The sequence below is a fragment of the Nocardioides sp. NPDC058538 genome (genome assembly GCF_042719275.1).
Lineage (GTDB): Bacteria > Actinomycetota > Actinomycetes > Propionibacteriales > Nocardioidaceae > Nocardioides.
In genome coordinates this window covers 74,950-95,712 of record NZ_JBHXNY010000012.1, presented here as the reverse complement: position 1 = coordinate 95,712, position 20,763 = coordinate 74,950, and the positions used below count along the sequence as shown (strand labels likewise).

The 20,763-nt window shown below is 69.6% G+C and carries 15 protein-coding genes; 3 read left to right on the top strand and 12 right to left on the bottom strand.

Annotated features, from left to right (window positions below; genetic code table 11):
- Positions 1-20: 20 nt before the first annotated feature.
- The 5 genes from ACFWQC_RS13535 to ACFWQC_RS13515 form a co-directional block, all read right to left on the bottom strand.
- The gene (locus ACFWQC_RS13535) at positions 21-968 is read right to left on the bottom strand and encodes a hypothetical protein (RefSeq protein ID WP_378678377.1); all 948 of its coding nucleotides are present in this window, start codon (positions 966-968) and stop codon (positions 21-23) included.
- 256 nt (positions 969-1,224) lie between these two features.
- A complete protein-coding gene (locus ACFWQC_RS13530; RefSeq protein WP_378678375.1) occupies positions 1,225-1,986 on the bottom strand; it encodes a hypothetical protein in 762 nt (253 codons plus the stop codon).
- A complete protein-coding gene (locus ACFWQC_RS13525; protein ID WP_378678372.1) occupies positions 1,983-4,943 on the bottom strand; it encodes a metallophosphoesterase in 2,961 nt (986 codons plus the stop codon). The genes ACFWQC_RS13530 and ACFWQC_RS13525 overlap by 4 nt, the downstream gene beginning before the upstream one ends.
- A 123-nt stretch (positions 4,944-5,066) precedes the next feature.
- Entirely contained in the window at positions 5,067-5,735 is a 669-nt protein-coding gene (locus ACFWQC_RS13520) for a response regulator (RefSeq protein WP_378678369.1), read from the bottom strand.
- Complete coding sequence (locus tag ACFWQC_RS13515) at positions 5,732-6,862, bottom strand: sensor histidine kinase (protein ID WP_378678366.1); 1,131 nt, start codon at positions 6,860-6,862, stop codon at positions 5,732-5,734. Before ACFWQC_RS13515 ends, ACFWQC_RS13520 begins: the two co-directional genes overlap by 4 nt.
- A 132-nt stretch (positions 6,863-6,994) precedes the next feature.
- Between ACFWQC_RS13515 and ACFWQC_RS13510 the strand changes: the two genes are divergently transcribed.
- On the top strand, positions 6,995-9,142 hold the full coding sequence (locus ACFWQC_RS13510) for an MMPL family transporter (RefSeq protein WP_378678363.1): 2,148 nt from the start codon (positions 6,995-6,997) through the stop codon (positions 9,140-9,142).
- On the opposite strand, the gene ACFWQC_RS13505 is transcribed toward ACFWQC_RS13510, so the two are convergent.
- Positions 9,143-10,054: a LysR family transcriptional regulator gene (locus ACFWQC_RS13505; RefSeq protein WP_378678360.1), complete on the bottom strand. Its 912-nt coding sequence runs from the start codon at positions 10,052-10,054 to the stop codon at positions 9,143-9,145.
- 116 nt (positions 10,055-10,170) lie between these two features.
- On the opposite strand from ACFWQC_RS13505, the gene ACFWQC_RS13500 reads away from it, so the two are divergent.
- Entirely contained in the window at positions 10,171-11,427 is a 1,257-nt protein-coding gene (locus ACFWQC_RS13500) for an MFS transporter (RefSeq protein ID WP_378678357.1), read from the top strand.
- Positions 11,409-12,353, top strand: coding sequence for an alpha/beta fold hydrolase (locus ACFWQC_RS13495; protein ID WP_378678354.1), 945 nt, complete (start codon positions 11,409-11,411; stop codon positions 12,351-12,353). The genes ACFWQC_RS13500 and ACFWQC_RS13495 overlap by 19 nt, the downstream gene beginning before the upstream one ends.
- A 27-nt stretch (positions 12,354-12,380) precedes the next feature.
- Here the strand turns inward: ACFWQC_RS13495 and ACFWQC_RS13490 are convergent, their stop codons facing one another.
- The 6 genes from ACFWQC_RS13490 to ACFWQC_RS13465 form a co-directional block, all read right to left on the bottom strand.
- Positions 12,381-13,745, bottom strand: a complete 1,365-nt coding sequence (locus ACFWQC_RS13490) for an NAD(P)-binding protein (protein ID WP_378678351.1) — start codon at positions 13,743-13,745, stop codon at positions 12,381-12,383.
- A gap of 73 nt (positions 13,746-13,818) precedes the next feature.
- The gene (locus tag ACFWQC_RS13485) at positions 13,819-15,036 is read right to left on the bottom strand and encodes a 2Fe-2S iron-sulfur cluster-binding protein (protein ID WP_378678349.1); all 1,218 of its coding nucleotides are present in this window, start codon (positions 15,034-15,036) and stop codon (positions 13,819-13,821) included.
- Positions 15,033-15,941, bottom strand: coding sequence for an FAD binding domain-containing protein (locus ACFWQC_RS13480; protein ID WP_378678346.1), 909 nt, complete (start codon positions 15,939-15,941; stop codon positions 15,033-15,035). Before ACFWQC_RS13480 ends, ACFWQC_RS13485 begins: the two co-directional genes overlap by 4 nt.
- 4 nt (positions 15,942-15,945) lie before the next feature.
- Entirely contained in the window at positions 15,946-16,725 is a 780-nt protein-coding gene (locus ACFWQC_RS13475; RefSeq protein ID WP_378678343.1) for an enoyl-CoA hydratase/isomerase family protein, read from the bottom strand.
- Between the two features lies 1 nt (position 16,726).
- Positions 16,727-19,129, bottom strand: a complete 2,403-nt coding sequence (locus ACFWQC_RS13470; protein ID WP_378678340.1) for a xanthine dehydrogenase family protein molybdopterin-binding subunit — start codon at positions 19,127-19,129, stop codon at positions 16,727-16,729.
- The gene (locus ACFWQC_RS13465) at positions 19,129-20,697 is read right to left on the bottom strand and encodes a class I adenylate-forming enzyme family protein (protein ID WP_378678337.1); all 1,569 of its coding nucleotides are present in this window, start codon (positions 20,695-20,697) and stop codon (positions 19,129-19,131) included. Before ACFWQC_RS13465 ends, ACFWQC_RS13470 begins: the two co-directional genes overlap by 1 nt.
- Between the last annotated feature and the right edge of the window lie 66 nt (positions 20,698-20,763).

The following is a 20,763-nucleotide window of genomic DNA, read 5'->3' as shown; positions in this document are numbered from 1 at the left end:
CGCACATCTAAGCCACCTCCTCAGCACTCTGACTTCTGTTCGAGCTTTGTCACCGATGCCATGTCGATCGGCTCCGTGGTCGTCCTGGGCCCATCCGTGACTTTCAACTGCAGCTGGCCGTCTTCCACCCGAGCCGCCTCTCCGCACAAAGACATCTCCTTGCCGCCGTCGTCGTAGGTGACCGCGATCGGCCGATCTGAGTCCGGCTGGAGCCACAGGACCCCGAGCGCCGCGAGCAGGGCGGCTAAGGCGGCGCTGGACAATCCGACGCCGAACCGTACGTTTCGCGCGATCTGACTGGTGCGGGTGTTTATCATCTCCGCTGCCGCGAGGACGTCGTCGTTGCTGCGAAGAGGGACTTCCTTCGGCCAGCCAAACGCCGCCCGGTAGACCAAGATGGTCGCACCGGCAGCCATGAGCACAGCCAATGTCACGAGTGAGAATGCGACCAGCCTGACGCTCCAACTCAGGCCGGCCACCGAGTCGTCGGAAACGACTATGCCGGCGAGACCGAGGATGCCGACGATGGCGCCGACTCCTGGGATCCATTTCTCCGCAAGAGTCCGGAGCCCACTCCCTGTCGCCTGTGACTCCTCAGCGATGAGCTTGGCTGCGTCGTTCAGCTCCGGCTGGGCCGAGATGTCAAGGTGGTACCGATCGTTGTGCTCGTTCTTCCGTGGCTGCGCTACCCAGTAGGCACCGCAGCCCTTGACCTTGGTCTCTGGCCTACCAGCGTGATCTTCTTCGCATGTGCATTGGAAGTAGGCCACTGCATCGAACGCGGCTTCGCCGGATGCTGCCGCCGTCACGATCACTGTGGATGGGCGAATCTGAATGGCGAGGTCGGCGCTGCAGCGGGGGCATTTACCGCTGAGAGTCAGAACCCCAGGCCTCTCCTGGCCCTGCCAAGACGCGAGGGAGCCTGCACGGAGCTTAACGGGGCCTTCTTTCCACGACTTGGTGGCCATGGAACTGCTGTATCGGGCATAGCCGGCAACGAATGCGCCGTGGGGTCAAATCCACCAAAGTTGGCTACCGGATCCGCCTCCTACGAATGTCAACAGGACACCCTCAGGCTTGATCCACGTCGTAAGTGACAGCCGCTCCTCCATCCAGTCACTAAACCGAGCCTTACCGACGTACAGAGGTTGCCCGCCGTAGCGCATACGTACAAAACGCCGTCCAGGTATCCACCTCGAGGTAGTCCTCGGCGTCACATGCTTGCTAGCGGAACACAGATCGGACGTGATCAGGCAGCCCCTGAGCGGCCTGTATCGCGGATGTGAGTGCCTGTGGATTGAGAGTGCCCTGCGCGAGCGCTTGGAGCCCGCCTCCCACGTCTGCGACTCCGCCGAGCAGTCCGGCCATTCCCCGGAGCCGGCGGGTGGTCAGGTCGGGGCCGAGCTCGAGAATGCCCGGCAGCTGGGTGATCCAGTCGTTGGTGCGCAGGGCCACGGATAGAGCCGTGACGATCAGGTCTTCAACCTGCGCGGGCGCGATGTTGTGCCGAGCTTCACCGACCACGACGTCCGCGACCATCCATTGCCGGCCGTTGCCAACGTCCACCGCGAGAAGGAGCCTTCGGCTGAGATCGCCCGACGTGCTCGCTTCGAGAATCGCGTAGATGTCGGGCCAGTCTCTCCTCAGAATGTCGGCAAGGGCATCGCCGTAGTCCCGTCCAGACAGCACGTGAAACAGAGACTCCGGAGCGCCATCGATACATGCCGCCAACAGCTCGAAGTCCGTGCCGACGACCGGCATGCGGTTGATGCACCACCACGTGTCGATCGGTTGGCCTTGGCGATCGGAGCAACGTCCAACGATCTCAGCGAACCAGGGGAATGAATGCAGGTTGATGTCGTCTTCGATGTGGGTGACGTCGCCCCGCGGTTCGTATGTGTCTAGGGCTACGAACCGGAACCGAGGCATGCCCGGCTCATCTGGAGACAACAAGATGGGATCGCATACGCCGTCGCGTTGGCTCACGTCGACCTCCGGAACGTTGAAGTGGTGGGACTTGTGGGGCCTGAACCCGACGTCCGCGTCTCTCGCGGCAGGAAGCGATCAGTCTCCTGCGAGGCCGCATCCGCAAGACTGATCCTCGCCACCTCTTCGATCTCGACCGGCTGGTCGCCACGGACGCGGTGGATCTTCACCACGGCCTCGGTGGGCGAGGTCTCGAACTCGAGGAAGTGCTTGAAGAACGGCGGCTCGTCGAGCGAGTAGATCTCAGAGACGAACTTCTGGATCGGCCCGAAGGGCGGGTTCAGGCCGGGGAAGGCGATCTGCGCCCGACGTCTGGTCCGCCGATCGACGCCCTCGACGACTGCTGCTTGGCCGCCCTCCTGCTCGGCCTTGACGATGGCCGTCGCGGCCGCTTCGCTGATGAAGTCGAAGTGCGTCGCGGCGCCCTGGCGGTAGCGGGGACTCACCCAAGCCTTGGGGTCCGCGATCAGCAAGTAGGCGCCGAGGAACACCAGATGGGCGAGGAAGACGGCGGCGCCGACCGCGACGACAGTGAAGAGGGCCGCGCCGACCGCCACGGCCGGCCACCACGTCCTGAGCTCGTTCGCCACCCGGGCAGGCGCCGAGAAGCCCGGTACGTCGAGCAGGCCCGGCACGGCCGCCCCCAGCAGAAGCACCCCGAGGGCGAGGACGGCGACGACCAGCAGCGGCAAGTACAGGCGCTGGTGCTCGCGTCGCACCCAGTCGACGACCAGCATGCCGATCGCGGTCACCACGACGAGCGCTGGCAGGGCGAAGGCGGCCCGCATCCACGCTGAGTCGACGGCGTCGGCGACCCACCACCAGAGCGCCAGCGTCACCGGCGGCGCGAGGAACACGAGGGGCTGAACCAGCCAACGCCGCCAGCGGAGCCACACGCGCGCCCGGCGTACGGGCTCATCGCGCAGGCGGCGGGTGAGGAGGTCCGGGGCCAGAACCGCCGTGAGCACGACCACCGCGATCGCCGCCATCGGCAGGAGTCCGAGCAGGCCACTGAGGAACAGCACGGTCAGGCCCTCGCCGCTCATCACGCGCAACATCTCGCCCGAGACGACGGCTGCCTGCGCGAGCACGGCCCACACGACCGAGCGCTCGAGCCAGCGCGCGGCCCTCGCGCCGTTCACGGTGGTGACAATCCGTTTCCGCCACCCGACGATCGCCACGACGGCGTAGAGGTCGACCGCGACGACGAGGACCCAGGACACCGTACGTCCCTCGTCCGAGCCTCCCGCGTCCAAGCCCATCGGCAACAGAGCCAGGAGCACGAGAGCCGCCAGCACGCACGCGAACGCGACGTGGTGCCAACCGGGCACCCGCTCGACGGGGCTCCACCACCTCGACCAGCGCACGCACCAGGCGTTGAGGCAGATCCACAGGGTGCTCGCGCCGAACAGCACCAACAGCGCTCCGGCCGCATCGGGCAGGTAGTGGTGCAGGAACAGCGTCGCCAACACCCCCACGACCAGCGCTTCGAGACGCAGGAGCAGGCGGCGTACGAAATGACTGCGTCCGGGACGTTGCGGCATCAGGTGCAGCAGCATCAGCACGATCATCGCGGCGACGGCCGCTCCTCCGGGACCGACTCGGACAAGCTGGTCCCCGAGCTGGACCTGACGGCTCCATCCGGTCTCGGCGAGCCAGCGGCCCAGGGCCACTCCCCCGCCGAACAGCACGACGGTCAGCAGCAGCCGCCAGATGCTGGGGACCAGCTGCTGGGCGAAGTACGCCAGGGACTCGGCCGACCCCGGGAAGAGCCTGGTCGGCCGAAATCGCAGGTCGGTTCGCGCATCCGAGGCAGCCGTCCGGATGGGATGGGTGGCGTGGGTGTACGCGCCGCCGCCACCACTGACGATGTGCCACCGGCCATCGCGGGAACTGCCCTCGCTCTGCGGATCGTACAGCTGGAAGTTGTGGGTGTCACCTCCCACCGTCGCGACGTAGCGGTGCCTCTCATCGGTCACGACGTCGTGGATGGTGGTGCCGGGCCGTCCGGACACCTCACCCTTCCGGCGCTCACCGTTGACGAGCAGCGGCTTGCCGGTCATCAGGATCTTCGGCTTCTCGCCGCTCAGCGAGCTCAGCCAGTCGAGCTGCGCCCCGTCGATGGTCCCGTCGATGCCGGTGTCGACGCACACCAGGTCCACGTGCTCGGCCTCGATGACGAAGTACGGCGCCGGCTGCAGCGTGGCTTCTGGTGCCGGATCGCCGTCCGGGGCCGGTTCCCCCCACCGCGCCGGCGCGGCTCTGCCGGACGGTTCGCTCGGGGTGCGCCACATGATGCGGCCGAAGCGGTCCCGGATCAGCTGCCATCGCCCCAACGGTTCGTCGAACGACGGTGCCAGGAGTTCGCTGGGCCAGGTCGGCGGTGCGTCCGCCGGGTACAGGAACTGGTGGGCGAAGCCGTAGAGGCCGTCGTACCAGTCGTGATTGCCCGGCATCGCGTAGACCGGGACGTTCTCAGGAAGCGAGAACTTGTCGCGTACGTCGAGGGGCGCCTTGAGGTCCGGCACCCGGTTCGACCGGTACGGCTTGTAGAAACCGTCCACGTAGTCGTTGACGTTCCCGGACGGGTAGATCACGTCGCTCAGGACGAGTACGAAGCCGGCCTGCTCGCGGTCCGAGCTCTCGCGCGCGGCCCGCGCCAGGGCGGGCGCGACGACGTACTGCGACGGGTCCTGCTCGCCGGTGTCGCCGATGACGAGGAACCTCGAGACCTCGGAGGCGGGGATCGTCGGGGGCTCGTCCTTCTTCGTCCAGTGCGCACGCAGGTTCTCGACGAGCCCCTGCGTACCGCGTCCCAATACGTCGTTGACCGACTCGATGAGGGTGCGTGCGGCGATCCAGGAGAGGCTGTTCCACTTGGTCGGGTCGTTCTGCAAGTAGTCCCGCGTGCGGGCCCAGTCCTCGCTCCCGGTCTCGGAGTCATCGCCCAGAGCCATAGACATCCCCTTTGCAGGACGGACCAGTCGGCTTGAACCGCGCGACCGCATACAACAGGTCTAAACAGATCCCCGCGCGGCGCTACGGTAGCGCGAGCCATCTCCTCAAGATGCGGTACGGCCCTACTCCTTCACGCGCTTGGTCTCGTACGCCCACATCGCGACCTCGACGCGGTTGCGGGCGCCGAGCTTGTTCATCAGCGCGGCGACATGGGTCTTCACCGTGCTCAGGGTGATGTTCAGCTCCTCGGCGATCTCCGCATTGGTGCGGCCCCGCGCGACGGTGAGCAGGACCTCCTCCTCGCGCTCGGTGAGCGGCTCGATCGGCTGGGCCGGCGGCGTGGCACGCTCCAGGCCGGCCAGCGTGGTGAGGAGGCGACGGGTGATGTTGGGCGAGATGAGCGCGTCGCCGTTCGCGGCTGCGTTGATCGCCTGGACCAGCAGCTCGGGGCCGGCGTCCTTGAGCAGGAAGCCCCGGGCGCCGGCCTTGAGGGCGCCGTGGACGTACTCTTCGAGGTCGAAGGTCGTGATGACCACGATGGCGAGGGGATCCTCGACGCCGGGGCCGGCGAGCCGGCGAGTGGCTTCGACGCCGTCGATGCCGGGCATCCGGATGTCGAAGAGGCAGACGTCGGGACGCAGCTCACGGGCCATCGTCACCGCCTGATGACCATCGATCGCCTCGCCGACGACCTCGATCCCGGGCTGCGCGTTGAGGATCATCGTCAGGCCGGTACGTACCAGGAGCTGGTCGTCGGCGACCACCACCCGGATGGTCCCCTGGCTGGTCACCGCGAAACCTCGCGCGGCAACGTCGCCTCGACGGTCCAGCCGCCGGCCGGGTCCGGCCCGGCCTGGCACACGCCGCCGAGCAGCTTGGCCCGCTCCGCCATGCCGAGCAGACCGTAGCCCACGCTGGTCGAGAGGCGGGCTGCTTCTCCGTCGTCGTGCACACGCAACCGTACGACGCCGGCCTCGCCTCGGACCTCCACGCTGACCTTCGTGGGATAGAGGGCGTGCCGGATCGCGTTGGTCACCGACTCCTGACAGATCCGGTACACCGACACCTCGACCGGCTGCGGCAGGTCGGCGAGATCGCCCACGCACCGCACCTCCACCAGCGGGCTCATCCGGGTCAGCTCGTCCAGATCGCCGATGCCCCTCTGTGGTGCGTAGTCGGCCGCGTCGTCGCCGTCGCGGAGCACCCGGACCATCGTGCGCATCTCGGACAGCGTCTGGGAGGCTTCGGCCTCGATCACGGCCAGTGCCTCGAGGGCCGCGGCCGGGTTCGTGGCCGCCACCGCTCGCCCTGCCTGGGCCTGGATCGCGATGGCGGAGACGTGGTGCGCGACGGTGTCGTGCAGCTCGCGGGCGAGGTCGCCGCGCTCGAGGGTCCTGACCTGTTGGACCTCGCGCTGGCGCGCCACCGCGCGGTAGCGCATCGCGGCCCCGAGGGCGAACGACGCGATCACCACGGTGGCGCCGCCGATCAGGTCCCCGAAGCTCTCGGTCGCGGCGAGTCCCAGAGTCACCGGGACCGCGACGATCGCCGTACCGATCAGCGCCTCGCGTCCCGACGCCCAGCGGTACAGGGAGTAGGGCAGCAGCAGGACGCAGGCCATGGTGTTGAGCCCCACCTCTTCGACGCCGCCGAAGAGCGTCGGGATCTGCAGCGCCATCGCACCGCCGAAGCCGACCGCGGTCGCCAGGAGCGGATGAGTACGCCGCCAGAGCAGGACCGGGATCACCAGAAGCGTGACCACGGTGGCCAAGGGGCGCCACGGTACGTCGGCGCGGAAGATCGCCTCGCCCGCGGCCGTGACCAGCAGGGCGCCGACCAGAGCCCAGTCCCACCACATCCGCGCCGGCGGGTCCGGGGCACGGGGCTCGGCGAGGACTGAGCGGACGAAGGCGGTCACCTCTCGACCCTAGCGAGCGGACGGCCTCGGCGTACGGGGCACAAGCACGACCCTCACCTCGTACTTTCGGCCGAGGAGGCCACCGCTCCTTGGCCCGATGTGGATCGTTCGTCGCCGGGCCACGGTGGAGGCATGACCAATCTCCTCTACCGGCTCGGCCGGTCAGCCGCGACCCGTCCCTGGACCGCCATCGGCGCCTGGGTCCTGCTCGCGCTAGTCGTCATCGCCTCCTCCGCCGCCTTCGGGCGCGAGCTCGAGGAGAGCTTCGAGGCACCCGGCCTCGACTCCTACCAAGCCGCGGAGCTGCTCTCCGAGGCCCAGGCCGACGAGGGCGGGATCAGCGCCCACGTCGTGCTCGAAGCGCCAGACGCCACGACGCAGGTGGCGCCCGTGGAGGCCGCCCTCGCGGAGCTTCCGGGTGTGCTGGGCACGACGAGCAGCGTCTCGCCGGACGGTGACATCGCGCTCGTGCGGGTGCAGTACCCGGCGGTCGAGCACCTCGAGGCCTCCGACCTGGACAACCTCAAGGACGCCGTCGCCGACCTGCGTGAGGAGTCGTCGCTGACGCTGGAAGCCGGCGGGGACCTGTTCTTCGCGTTCGAGGAGGCACCCACCGGGCTCGGCGAGGTCGCGGGGATCATCGTCGCGATGATCGTCCTGCTGATCGCCTTCGGCTCCTTCGTCGCGATGGGACTGCCGATCGGGATGGCGCTGTTCGGACTGGTCATCGGCATCACCTCGATGAAGCTGGTGACGTACCTGATCGACATCCCGGCGTGGGCGCCGGAACTCGCGGCCATGGTCGGGCTCGGCGTCGGCATCGACTACGCGCTCTTCCTGGTCACCCGGCACCGCGAGAACCTGGCTGCGGGGATGCCGGTCCCCGAATCGGTCGGCCGAGCTCTGGCAACGGCAGGGCAGGCGGTGATCTTCGCCGGCGGCACGGTCGTCGTGGCGATCCTCGGGTTGCTCGTCGCGGGGATCCCGTTCGTGACCGGTGGTGGGGTCGCCATCTCCGCGATGGTGCTCGTGATGGTGCTCGCCTCGATCACCCTGCTGCCGGCTCTGCTCGGACTGGCGGGCCAGCGAATCAACGGCCAGTGGATCAACGGCCGCCGACGACAGGTCGAGGCTGGGGCGCACCGGCCGAGCACCGGCTGGTACCGGTGGGGCGCTCACGTGACCCGCAACGCGACGGCGTACCTCGTCGGCGGAGCGGTCCTCATGATCGCCCTGGCCGCACCCGTCCTCGCGCTCGACCTGGGCTTTCCGGACGACGGGACCAAGCCCGAGTCGAGGACCGAACGCCGTGCGTACGACCTGATCGCCGACGGTTTCGGGCCCGGCGCCAACGGGCCTCTGGTGGTCGCGGTCGACATCTCGCAGGACAAGTCCGTCGTGGCGCCGCTGGCCGAGGCGGTGGCAGCCGACCCGGGCATCACCTCGGTCGGCGAACCGATCATCGATCTTGACTCAGGCGTGGCCACGCTGGTGGCTCAGCCGACCACGTCGCCCCAGGACGTCGCCACCCAGGAGACCGTCACGAGGCTGCGCAGCGAGGTCTTCCCGACGGTGCTCGACGGCAGCTCGGCGACCGCCCATGTCGGCGGGCAGACAGCAACCTTCGCCGACCTCGGTGACCGGGTGCAGGAGCGGATGCCGCGCTTCGTGGCGGCCGTGCTGCTGCTGTCGTTCCTCCTGCTCGCCGTGCTGTTCCGGTCGGTGCTGGTGCCGTTGAAGGCGGTCGTGCTGAACCTGCTGAGCGTCGGTGCGGCGTACGGCGTTCTCGTCATGGTCTTCCAGTGGGGCTGGGCGGCCGGCCTGATCGGCGTGGAGTCGACGGTGCCGATCGTGTCGTTCATCCCGCTGTTCATGTTCGCGATCCTGTTCGGGCTCTCCATGGACTACGAGGTGTTCCTGCTGTCCAGGGTGCGCGAGCAGTACCGCCGCCACGGCGACAACACCCGCGCCGTCATCGAAGGGATCGCCGGCACCGGCCGCACCATCACCGCAGCCGCACTGATCATGGTCGCGGTCTTCTCCGGCTTCGTCCTCGGCAGCGACCCGGTGGTGAAGATGATGGGAGTGGGCCTGGCCACGGCCATCTTCCTCGACGCGACCGTCGTACGCCTGATCCTGGTCCCCGCGACCATGAAGCTTCTGGGCGCCGCGAACTGGTGGCTGCCCGCGTGGCTCGATCGGCTGCTGCCGGAGCTGGACTCTGCGTCGGAGGAGAAGCCGGTCGAGGCCACTGACAGCTCGCAGGTACGTGCGCTCTGATCAGGAGCTCAGGAGCAGGGCGCCGTCGGGGACCGTGATCCAGCCGTGGGCCTCGGACAACGCGCGTGCGCTGCGTCTGAGCACGTCGAGACCGGGGTGATCGAGGTCCGCGCGCCAGCGCATCGTCCAGGGGAACAGTGCGACGGGGTCGACGAGCGGACGCATGACGATGCCCTCGACCGGCGCCTGGCTCTCCAGGGCCAGCCCGGGCGCGCCGTGCAGCTGTAGGTGCGCGGCGAGCTCGGCACCGCCGAGGACATGGGGATGCCCGTCCGTCGGGTCCACGCCGAACGGTGCGAGGAGCTGACCCATCGCGCGTGCCCATGCGGGAGTCACGTGGTCGCCGGAGCGCGTGCACACCTGAGCCGTCCGGAGGGCCTCGAGCGGTATGGCGTCGAGCGCGGTGAGCTCGTGGTCGTCGGGGAGCAGCACGATGATGCGCTCATGACGGACCGCCTGCCCACGCGGGGCGGCGATGCCCTGTGGGGTGGTGCCGAAGCCGACGTCCGCCCCGACCACCGTGTCCGCGGATCCGCCGCCGTAGCGGACGATGAACTCGATGTCAGGGGCGGTACGCCGAGCCGCGTCCAGCACCCGAGCGGGAGTGGTCCCCGGCGCGACGGCGTCGATGACGAGGCTGCCGGTGTCGGCACGCAGGTCGCGTACGGCACGGTCGTGCAGCGCGATGAGCTCGCGCGCCCGGTCCACGAGACGCCGGCCCTGCGGCGTGAGCGCGACGCGGCGCGAGGAGCGGTCGAGGAGGCGGACGCCCGCGGCGCTCTCGAGGCGGCGTACGTCTCGGCTGAGCGCCTGCTGGGCGATGAAGAGACGCTCGGCCGCACGCCCGAAGTGCAGCTCCTCCGCGACCGCCACGAAACGGCGCAGGAGCCTGATCTCGAGGTCGCCCGCCACGGGCCCCATTCTGTCCGGTCGGCGAAGCGGGCGACAGCGGATCGACAACAGAAGTGCGTCGATCCGCGCTTCGCCGGTGTTGGACGTACGTCCGAAGCCGCGAGCAACCTGAAGGCATGTCCTCATCGAGCCCCGCACCGGAAAGCCCGCGCGTGATCACCGCGCTGCACGGTGGAGTGGGCATGCTCGTCGCGGTCTGGGGCGCGGGGCTTCCCGTCCTCGACGCCCGAGTCGATCTCGGCCCCACGCGACTCGGGCTCCTGCTCCTCACCCTCGCGCTGGGCGCGGCGATCGCGATGCCGCTGGCGGGCCACCTCGCCCACCGCTGGAGCGAGGCCGCCGTACTGCGCGTCGCCCTCCCCACGGCAGGGCTCCTCCTCGCCACGATCGGCGCGATGCCCGCAGCCGAGCCGATGATCGCGCTCGCCGCCGTCTTCGGCATCTGCTGTGGCGCCATCAACGTAGGGCTCACCTCACAGGCGACGGCCGCCGAGCGCGCAGCGGGACGACCCGTGATCGCCCGGATGCACGGATGCTGGACGCTCGGTGCCGTCCTGGGGTCGTCGGCGCTGGCAGCGGCGCTGCGCGTCGGCGCGGACAGCCTCCTGCTCCTGCCTGCCGCCGCACTGGGCGCCGGCGCCCTGGTCACTCTCCTGGCGCTGCGGCTTCCGGTCGGCACTGGCACCGCCCCGGGCACTGCCGCGGCCCCGAACGCGGCGGCTGCTCAGGGGCCGGCTCGCGGGGTGAGCCCCGTACTCGTCGGCGCCGGGGCCGTGGCCGCCGCTGCCTTCGTGGTGGAAGGTGCCGCAACCGACTGGGCGGGAGTCCACACGACTCGCGTCCTCGGTGAGGAACCGGCAGCCGGAGCGACGATGTACGCCGCCTTCTTCGCCGCGATGACCGTCGTCCGCTTCGCCGGCGACCGACTGCGCGGCGCCTTCGCGGCACCGACCCTGGTAGCGGCAGCCGCCGGGGTGACGCTGCTCGGGTTCGTACTCGTCCTCCTCTCCCCCGTCGCCGCGGAGGGTGCGCAGGTCGTGGTCGCCGCCGGAGGATGGGCGCTCGCCGGCGCGGGCACGGCCCTCGTCTGGCCGATCGTGATCGGCAGCCTGGGCGCCACCCGGATCGACCCGCGGCGGCTCTCGGTCGTCACCACGATCGGGTACCTCGGCGGATTCGTGGGCCCCGTTCTCATCGGCGGGCTCGCCGCCGGGGTGGGGCTGGCCGGCGCGATGGTGCTACCCGCGACGCTGACCGTCCTGCTCGCGGCGGCCGCGCCGCCCCTCGTCGCCAGGCTCCTGCCTGGCGCCGATCCGACCACTTCATCACCGATACCGACACCAAGGAGAACGCCATGTACGCACCCACCCTGATCGACCTGCCCGAAACACGCCTGCACTACGAGCTACGTGGATCCGGGCCCGCCATCGCACTCGTCGGATCACCGATGACCGCCGAGGAGTTCGCCCCTCTCGCCGAGGCGCTCGCCGCCGACCACACCGTCCTCACCCACGACCCGCGCGGCCACGGCGGCAGCGTCCTGGCCGATCGGTCCTTCGGCTCCACCCCCGAGCAGCGCGCGGACGATCTCGCCGAGCTCGTACGCCGCACGGGCCTCGGCCCCGTCGCGATCCTCGGGTCCAGCGGCGGTGCCGTGACGGCCCTCGCCTTCGCCCAGCGCCATCCCGAGCTCGCCACGACGATCGTGGCACACGAGCCCCCGCTGCTGGAGCTCCTCGACGACCGGGAGGAGCTGCGTGCGATGACGGACGCGATGAGGCGTCGGTACGCCGACGGCGACGTGGTCGGCGCGTGGGGCATGTTCTTCGAGCAAGCGAACATCGTCGTGCCGGACGGCATGCTCGAGGCCATGTTCGGCGGCGAGCGCAGCACGAGTGCCCTCGCGGAGGAGGCGTTCTGGTACGCCGAGGAGCTGCCGGCCTCCGTGCGGTGGGAGCCGGACGAGGACGCGCTGCGCCGCGGCCCGCGAATCGTCCTCGGCATCGGCGAGGAGTCGGCTGGTCAGCTGTGCGAGCGTACGACCGAGGCGCTCGCCGCCCGGCTCGGACTCACCGCCGTGCGGTTCCCCGGCGACCACACCGGTTTCGTGGACCACCCGAACGCCTTTGCCGCGCGGCTGAAGGACGCGCTGCTCGGGGTCCCAGTCTCCGCGGAGCTCGCATCCGTGACGGCCACCTCCGACTCTCCGTCGGAGGAGCCGCAGGCGGCGAGGAGAAGGAGTGCGCACGTGATGACAGCGAGGAGCGAACGGTCCAACAGCATGAACAACACCTCCTGAGAACAAAGACGGAGCCGGGACGTACGCTCAGGTCAGCTGAGCCAGCTGAGCGAGCCCCGGTGTCGTGTGCTTCGCCAGCCGTTCGCGCGCGTCGTCGAGGGCAGCCGATGCTGGATACCCGGGCGGGACCCGAGCCGGATTGAGCGCGACGCCGTCCGACCACGCCTTGATGTCCGGCTCGGACGAGAACGACATGGCCGCCCGGGTGCCGAGGACGTTCATCATCGCCCAGGTCCCCATCGTGTCGGGGAACGGACTCGGCGGGCAGAGCCTGTTCTTCTCGGCGTCGGCGTCGCGGGTGGCCTCGACGTAGCCCGTGACGGCGGCGCCGAAGCAGGGGAAGCCGGCCCGGATCGGCTGCAGCGTGATCGCCTCGGGGCGCCAGACCGGTAGCAGGGGCGGATACTTCAGCCCGTCCGCCGCGCAGTGCACGACCAGGGCGTCGTCGGCGATGGCGAGCGATCCGTCGGCGAACGTGAGGGAACCGCGGTCGACGTGTCGGATGTGGCCGCGGCGTACGACGTTCTCGAGCGTACGCAGCTTCTCGAGCTCCCACGTCGCCAGCGTCGGCGCCTTGGCCATCGTCGGCATGACCGTGCGGTCGATGCGCATCATGATGCCGGCGTCCTCGAGCCGCAGGAACAGGTCCTCGAGCGACGTCGACCTCTCGGCGATCTGCATCGTGTCGGCGGCCATGCCGAGGAAGATCGCGGGATCGGGCTGGATGAGGGCCCGGTTGATCATCCACGGGTCGCGCGGCCGCACCCAGCAGATCGCGTCCGGGTCGACGCCGCGCGACAGCAGCCAGATGCACGCGTCGGTCGCGGTCTTGCCGGATCCGACGATGACGTACTGGCTCGGTGTCTCCTCGAGCCGGGCGAGCTCGTTGACCGGCAGCACCCGAGCGCCCTCGGCGACACCGAACGGCGGCGGCTTCTCGGCGGGGATGCTGGGGGCCAGGTAGCGGGCGTCGACGATCCGCGCCCCGGGCAACTCGAGACGCTCGCCGGAGATGTGCGAGACGACGGTGCCGTCGCCGGCGTACTCGCTGTTCGGGAAGAACTCGACCTTGCCCGACTCCACCATCCGCTCGAGGATCCGTGCGTAGTAGGCACAGATCTCCGCCTGGGTCGCTCGCTCCTGCAGGCCCTCCTCAGGCCCGCGCTGCTGCAGCTGCCCGCCGCCGAGCAGCGTCGAGGCGACACCGTAGAAGGCGGAGGCCTGGTGCAGTCTGACGAACGGGTACGCCTCCAGCCAGTGCCCACTGACACCGTGACGGCGATCGACCAGCGCCACCCGCACGTCGGCGTGCTCGGTCAGAGCGTCTGTGAACGCCATCCCCATGGCGCCGGCACCCACCACCAGGTAGTCGACATCGACGGTGCGACTCATGGTTCCACCCAAGCACGTCGGGGCCCTTCGCGGTCAACGCGCCGCCGGTGCAATGCCGCAGACGGGGTACGTCTCAAGCGCCCCGTGCCCCGCGTCGGGAGGTCAGCCGTCGGAAGAACAGCCGAACCCGGTCGACGATGGTGCCCACCAGCAGAGAGAGCGCACCAGGCGGACGCGTTCCCGCGGTCGGCTCCTCCTCCCCCGCCGCCGCCCGATCCACGGCGCGAGCGAACTCCTCGAACATCCGGCGGCTCACGTCACCGGCGAGCGAGCGACCGAAGCCGGCGATGCGGCCGGTCAGGAAGACGCTGGCTTCCGCCTGTAGCGCGGTCCCACCGCCCTCGACCTCGGCTGCCGTCATCACGATCCGGGCCTGCGCCCCGCCACCGGTGTCCTTGCCCTGCGCTCTCATCACGATGCGGTCGGCGGACTGCTCCTCGATGTGGGCGATGCCGTTGAAGGCCATCCGCATCGGGCCCAGGGCGATGCGGGCCCGGCCCCGATACCAGCCGGCGCCGAGCTCGTCGGTCAGCTCCGCACCGGGCAGGCAGCGGGCCAGCAGCCGGATGTCGTCGAAGACGCGCGCCACCTCGTCCGGTCCGGAGGCCAGCCGGCTGACGACATCGATGTGGATGGTGGGCTCGCCGGCGGGAATCTCGATCTCCTCGGGGCGCTCGGCCGCCTCCTCCTCGACGGCGCTCTCGACCGCGACGGCTGCCTGGCTCGTGGCACTCGTACGACCGACGAGGGTGCGCTGTCCGCAGTTTCCCGGACCGGGGAGAGCTCCGCGATGACCCTCCGCGACCTCGTCGACGGCGTCGATGATGTTGCGGTAACCCGTGCACCGGCACAGGACGCCGGAGAGCTCGGTGGGGAGGTCGTCCCGCTGCACGTCGGGCTCATGGGTCAGCAGGTCGTACGAGCTCATCAGGAAGCCCGGCGTGCAGAAGCCGCACTGCAGGCCGTGGTGCCGGCCGAAGGACTCCTGGAGGGGATGGAGCTCGTCGGGTCGACCCAGTCCCTCGACCGTGGTGATCTCGGCGCCGTCGAGCTGGACAGCGAACAGCAGACACGCCCGCGCCGCATCGCCGTCGACGAGCACCGTGCACATGCCACAGATCCCGTGCTCGCAGCCGACATGGGTGCCGGTGAGGCCCAGATGGTCGCGCAAGGCATCGGACAGGGTGACGCGGGCCGGCAACGAAAGCGCGACCTCGGTGCCGTTGATGGTCAGATTCACCTCGACGGCCTGGTCGGCCTCGGTGCGGGCGTACGGCTGCGGCAGGTTCATCGGGAGCGTCCCTCGGATTCGGAGTCTCTGGCTGACACGTAGGCGCGGCTCACCTCGCGGGCGGCAAGAGCGCTGATCAGCTGGCGGCGGTAGGCGGGACTGGCGTGGCTGTCACCCGTGGTGTCGACGACGTCGTCAGCGACGTCCGGCGTGTGCTCGGCCAGCGCGGACAGCAGGTCCGCCCGTGACGGATCCGGGCCGGTCGTCTCGAGCGCGGCGTGAAGCTGCGACGAGACGTCCACGCTGACCGGTACGTCCGAGACGCCGAAGCAGGTCAGTCGCGCGTCCACGGACTCGCCCGTGGTGCGAACTCGTACGGCCACGCCCGCCAGGGCGAAGTCGCCGTGCCGGCGGGCGAACTCCCCGAAGCCGAACCCCTCGCCGGGCTTCGCGACCGGGAAGACCACCTCCGAGAGGAGCTCCTCCGGCTCGATCACCGTCGAGAGCGCACCGGTGAAGAAGTCGACGGCGGGCACCTGCCGGGTGCCACGAGCACTCGTCAGGACCATCGTCGCCTCCAGGCAGGCGGCCACTGCGGGCAGCTCTGCCGACGGGTCGGCGTGCGCGATGCTGCCGCACACGGTGCCCCGGCTGCGGACCTCGCGGTGGCCGACCCACGGCAGGGCCAGCCGGATCAGCGGAACCGTCGCGGCGACCTGCTCTCGCTGGAGCTGCCGCTGGCGGACGGTGGCGCCGACCCGAAGGGACCCGTTGTCCCGGGAGAGCGCACTCAGCTCGGGCACCGCGTTGATGTCGATCAGCTGAGCCGGCCGCCCGAGACGCATCGCGAGCACCGGCACCAACGACTGCCCACCGGCGATCACCTTGGACCCTTCACGGGACAGCTCGGCCACCACATCGGCGACGGTGCCAGGGCGGACGTACGCGAACGGCGCAGCCTTCACGCGATCACCGGCCCTCGAAGCGCGGCGGACGCTTCTCCCCGAATGCTGCGACTCCCTCGGCGAAGTCGTGGCTGGCCCTCAGCATCGAGTAGGCCTTCCGCTCGAGCTCGATGCCGGTGTAGAGCGGGCCGTCGACCCCTCGGTCGAGCACCTCCTTCGCGGTCCGCATCGCCATCGGCGAGTAGCTGAGCAGCTTGGTCACGACCTCGTCGACGGCCTTCTCCAGCTCCTGCGCGTCGGCACAGTTGTGCGACGTCAGGCCCCAGTCGAGTGCCTGCTGTCCGGTGATCCGCTCGCCGGTCAGGATGTGGTACTTGGCGCGGGAGAGCCCGATGAGCCGGGCAAGACGCTGCGTTCCGCCGCTGCCGGGGATCATCCCGAGCTTCATCTCCGGCAGCGCGAACCGGGAGCGGTCCGTCGCGATGCGGATGTCGGCCGACAGAGCGAGCTCCAGCCCGACGCCGAAGCAGTAGCCGTCGATGGCGACGATGACCGGCTTGGGGCTGCGAGCCGCCGCCGTCACGTCTTGGCCGAGGTCGGTGAGATCGACGGGCTCGACCTCCATGAACCCGGCGATGTCACCGCCCGAGGTGAAGTGCTCCCCCTCGGCCCGGATCACCACGACCTGGACGCGGTCGTCCGCGTCGATCTCGGTGAACCGCTCCGCCATCACCCGACGGGTCTCCATCGTGATGATGTTGTAGCGCCCGTGGTCGAGCACGAGGTGGGCAACGCGCCCGTCGTGGCTGTGCTCGAGCCGGATCTCGCCTCCGGTGAGTGGCATGTCAGTTTCCCTTCGATGTGGTGAGCAGTTCGTGCAGTACGTTTCCGTGCAGCGGCAGCGAGTCGACCGTGACGCCCTCGCCCTGGAGGGCGTCGGCGACGGCGTTGGCGATCGCCACCGGGAGGCTCATCGAGCTGCCTTCACCGCAGCCCTTGGCGCCGAGCCTGGTCAGCGGTGACGGGGTCTCCAGATGGTCGCTGGTCAGCGGGAAGACCGACTCCGCCGATGTCGGGCACAGGTAGTCCATGAAGGTGCCCGCGGTGGGCTGTCCCGCGTCGGAGTAGGTCATCTCCTCGAAGAGCGCTCCACCCAGCGCCTGGGTGATCGCCCCGTGCACCTGACCCTCCAGGAGCGTCTTGTTCAGGATCGTGCCGGCATCGTGCACGGTGGAGAGATCCTCGATCTTCACCGTCAGGGTCTCCCGGTCGATCCGGACGACCACGACGTCGGCGACGAAGCCGTAGCACAGGCTGGAGTTGATCTGGTCGGTGCGCGAGGCCGCCTTCGACTGCGGGGGCGTGTACGCCGCCTCCTCGTAGAGACGGGCCGAGAAGCCGTCCGGCAGGGAGCCGGGATCCCAGTGGATCAGCCCGGCCGCGTGCCGGAACGCGACCGACCGCCCGTGGTCGTCGACGACCCGGACCGTTCCGTCGGCGAGCTCGAGCCGGTCAGGCTCGACCTCGAGGAGCACGGAGGCGGCCACCTTGATGGACTCCGCGATCCGGTCGGTCGCCTCGAGCAGCGCGCTGGTCAGGAGCGGGGAGAACCTCGAGGAGTAGCTTCCCGAGCTGATCGTCCACGGCGTGGAGGCGGTGTCCATCTCCACACGGGGGCGGACCTGGTCGCTCGGCAGGCCGAGCTGCTCGGCGACGATGTCGCGGGCAACCGTGGCGTGCCCCTGCCCCTGGGGGACGGTTCCGAGAAGGACGCTGACGATTCCCTGGGGGTCGACCGTGACGCGTACGTGCTCGGTCGATCCCGACTTGCCACGCTTGGCGGTCCGGTCCTGGACGGGGGTGGCCAGTCCGACGTACCCGATGTTCGTCGCCGACGGATCGACGACCGTCGCGATCCCGATCCCCATCCACTCACCGTTCTCCCGGGCGACCGCCTGCTCCTTGCGGAGGCGCTGGTAGTCGACGTTGTCGAGGGCGAGCTCGAAGGCTCCCTCGTAGTTCCCGGAGTCGTAGATGCCACCGCTCGGGGTGGCGTACGGGAAGGCGTCCGCCGAGACCAGGTTGCGACGGCGGACCTCCGCGGGGTCGAGACCGCGCTCGCGGGCGATGTCGTCGATGAGCCGCTCCAAGCCGAAGTACAGCTGCTGCCCGCCGAATCCACGGTTGAGCCCGGTGGGCGCCTTGTTCGTGACCACGGCGCGTGCCCGGATGCCCACGGCGTCGATCTTGTAGGCGCCGGTGATGTTGCCGAAACAGCGGTAGAGCGTGCTCGGCTCCGGAGGCCTCAGGTAGGCGCCGACGTTGTCGACGAGGTCGACTCGCAGCGCACTGATCACCGCGTCGTCGTCGACGGCGGCCTCGAACGTCATCATGCGGTCGGAGCCGGCCGAGCTCGCCAAGAGGTGCTCCAGGCGGTCCTCGGTCCACCGCACCGGCCGGCCCGCGTGCTTGCTGGCCAGGGCCATCAGTGCGATGTACGGGTAGACCGCGGACTTGATGCCGAAGCTGCCGCCGATGTCTGCGGGAACCACCAGGCGCAACGACGAGGTGGGGATCCCGAGAGCCCCGGCAACGACCGGCGCCATCGAGAACGGGCCGTGGAAGTTGGCGTGGGCGGTGATCTCGGGGCCGTCGGAGCCATCACGCCAGTCGGCGACGACGACGTAGCACTCCATGGGCGTCGAGGAGTAGCGCGGGAAGGAGTAGCTGCGGGAGACGACGTGCGGGGCTCCGGCGAAGGCGGTCTCGACCTCGCCGAAGGTGAACTCACGGTCCGTCGCGACGTTGCTCTCGGCCTCGTCGTGCAGCAACGGGGCGTCCGGCAGGAGCGCCTGGTCGGTGCGTACGACGACCGGAAGCGGTTCGTACTCGATCTCGACCAGCTCCGCGGCGTCCTCGGCCAGATAACGGTCCGATGCCACGACGACGGCGACGGGCTCGCCGACGAAGCGGGTCTTGTCGGTGGCGGTCGGATAGTAGGGGTGAGGGGTCTTCACCGACAGCGGGAACGGCTTGAGCGTCGCCAGGACCTCCTCGGGCCCGATCACCGCCGCCACGCCGGGCATCCGACGGGCCTTGTCGAGGTTGACCGACCGGATCCGGGCGTGCGCGTGCGGGCTACGGACCACCGCCGCCACGAGGGTGCCCGGAAGCGGGTCCAGGTCGTCGAGGAAACGTCCTTGACCGGTCAGGAGCGCGGCGTCCTCCACACGAGCGAGTCGGGTCATCAGGAGGCTCCTCCCTCGGTGTCGGCAAGGGTCTCGAACTCGCCTGCGGTGAGACGGCGGCGGAGGATCTTGCCCACGGCCGACTTGGGGATCTGGTCCACCACGACGTAGCGCTTCGGGCGCTTCAGCGACGGCAGGCCCGACCCGTCCCGGGCGAACTGCTCGACCTTGGCGAGCGTCGTCTCGGCGGAGTCCTCGGGGCGGCCCACGATGAACGCGGTGACCGCTTGCCCCCACTTGTCGTGCGGGGTCGCGGCGACGATGACCTCCTGCAGGTCCGGGCAGGCCGCGAGGGCGTGCTCGATCTCCTCGGGGTAGAGGTTCTCGCCGCCGGAGTTGATCATGTCGTCGACGCGTCCCGAGACCCACAGGTCACCGTCGTCGTCGGCGACGGCGAGGTCGTTGGTGTAGTACCAGCCGTCCCGGATGGCCTTGGCATCGGCGTCGGGCCGGTTCCAGTAGCCGGCGAACGCCTCGGGGCTCTCCAGCGATGCGATCACCTGACCGCGCTCACCGTCCGGCACGATCTGGTCGGGGCTCGCCCCGGGATCGGGGTCGATCAGCCTGATCCGGGAGAACAGCCCGGCGCGGCCGGCGCAGCCGGGCTTGCTGATGTTCTCGGGGCCGATCGTAAACGTGTAGATCTCGGTGCTGCCGTAGTGATTCACGAACCGCGCGGGGTCGACGGCCTCGACGAGCCGTCGTGCGAGCGTCGGGGTCATGGAAGAACCGGCATAGGCCAGGTTGCGTACGGAGGATGCTTCGCCGAGCCGGTCGCCCTGCATCAGGGTCCAGTACATCGTCGGGACGAGGTAGAGCGCGCTGATCTGCTCGGCGAGGATCAGCTCGAGCGCCTCATCGGCGTCGAACCTGGCCTGCGGCACCCAGGTGCCCGCCGACAGCACGCTCGCCAGCAGCGTGCGGAGGCCCATCGTGTGGAACAGGGGCATGACGCCGAGGGTCGCCTCACCGGGACCGTGGCCCGTCTGGACCAGATGGGCCAGAGCGGCGTAGTGCTCGGCGCTGTGGGTGCGCGGCACGCCCTTGGGCTTTCCGGTCGTCCCGGACGTGTACAACATGACACTGATGTCGTCGCTCTGCGGCCTCGCCGGAACCAACGTGCTCGGCGCCCGCTCGGCAACTCGCGCCACGGAGGGAACCCCGGCGGGGGCGTGGTCTCGATGACCCGCCCACACGAGCGGCGGAGGTTTCGCGACCATCTCCAGCGCGGCGACGACGACGTCGTGGGTGTGCTCGTCCACCGCGATGAGTGCGGGATCGCAGTCGGCGATGCAGTACGCGAGCTCCTCGGCCCCGATACGGGTCGAGAGCGGCAGGGACACGACCCGGGCCTTCTGGGCAGCCAGGTGCAGGGTGGCCAGCGGCTCACCGCCCTGAAGCATGAAGATGGCACGGCTCCCTTCGGCGGCGCCGAGCTCGTGCAGGGCGTGGGCATAGCGCTCGGTCCGTGCATTCCACATGGCGTACGACATCGGCGCGGCGCCGCCGACCGCGCGGCGATGCGGATATCTCTCGGTGGTCCACCGGAGGGCTGTCGCTAGGTCCATCATGCCCACTCTCTACCGTACAGTTCATATCGTCTGTTTCGGACGTTCAGGACCCTACGATACGCT

What these genes read in the sequence shown, in the direction of transcription:
- ACFWQC_RS13470 (WP_378678340.1), bottom strand. Translation starts at nt 19,129, where the DNA reads ATGACCCGACTCGCTCGTGTGGAGGACGCCGCGCTCCTGACCGGTCAA.
- ACFWQC_RS13465 (WP_378678337.1), bottom strand. Translation starts at nt 20,697, where the DNA reads ATGGACCTAGCGACAGCCCTCCGGTGGACCACCGAGAGATATCCGCAT.
- ACFWQC_RS13535 (WP_378678377.1), bottom strand. Translation starts at nt 968, where the DNA reads ATGGCCACCAAGTCGTGGAAAGAAGGCCCCGTTAAGCTCCGTGCAGGC.
- ACFWQC_RS13475 (WP_378678343.1), bottom strand. Translation starts at nt 16,725, where the DNA reads ATGCCACTCACCGGAGGCGAGATCCGGCTCGAGCACAGCCACGACGGG.
- ACFWQC_RS13510 (WP_378678363.1), top strand. Translation starts at nt 6,995, where the DNA reads ATGACCAATCTCCTCTACCGGCTCGGCCGGTCAGCCGCGACCCGTCCC.
- ACFWQC_RS13485 (WP_378678349.1), bottom strand. Translation starts at nt 15,036, where the DNA reads ATGAACCTGCCGCAGCCGTACGCCCGCACCGAGGCCGACCAGGCCGTC.
- ACFWQC_RS13525 (WP_378678372.1), bottom strand. Translation starts at nt 4,943, where the DNA reads ATGGCTCTGGGCGATGACTCCGAGACCGGGAGCGAGGACTGGGCCCGC.
- ACFWQC_RS13500 (WP_378678357.1), top strand. Translation starts at nt 10,171, where the DNA reads ATGTCCTCATCGAGCCCCGCACCGGAAAGCCCGCGCGTGATCACCGCG.
- ACFWQC_RS13490 (WP_378678351.1), bottom strand. Translation starts at nt 13,745, where the DNA reads ATGAGTCGCACCGTCGATGTCGACTACCTGGTGGTGGGTGCCGGCGCC.
- ACFWQC_RS13495 (WP_378678354.1), top strand. Translation starts at nt 11,409, where the DNA reads ATGTACGCACCCACCCTGATCGACCTGCCCGAAACACGCCTGCACTAC.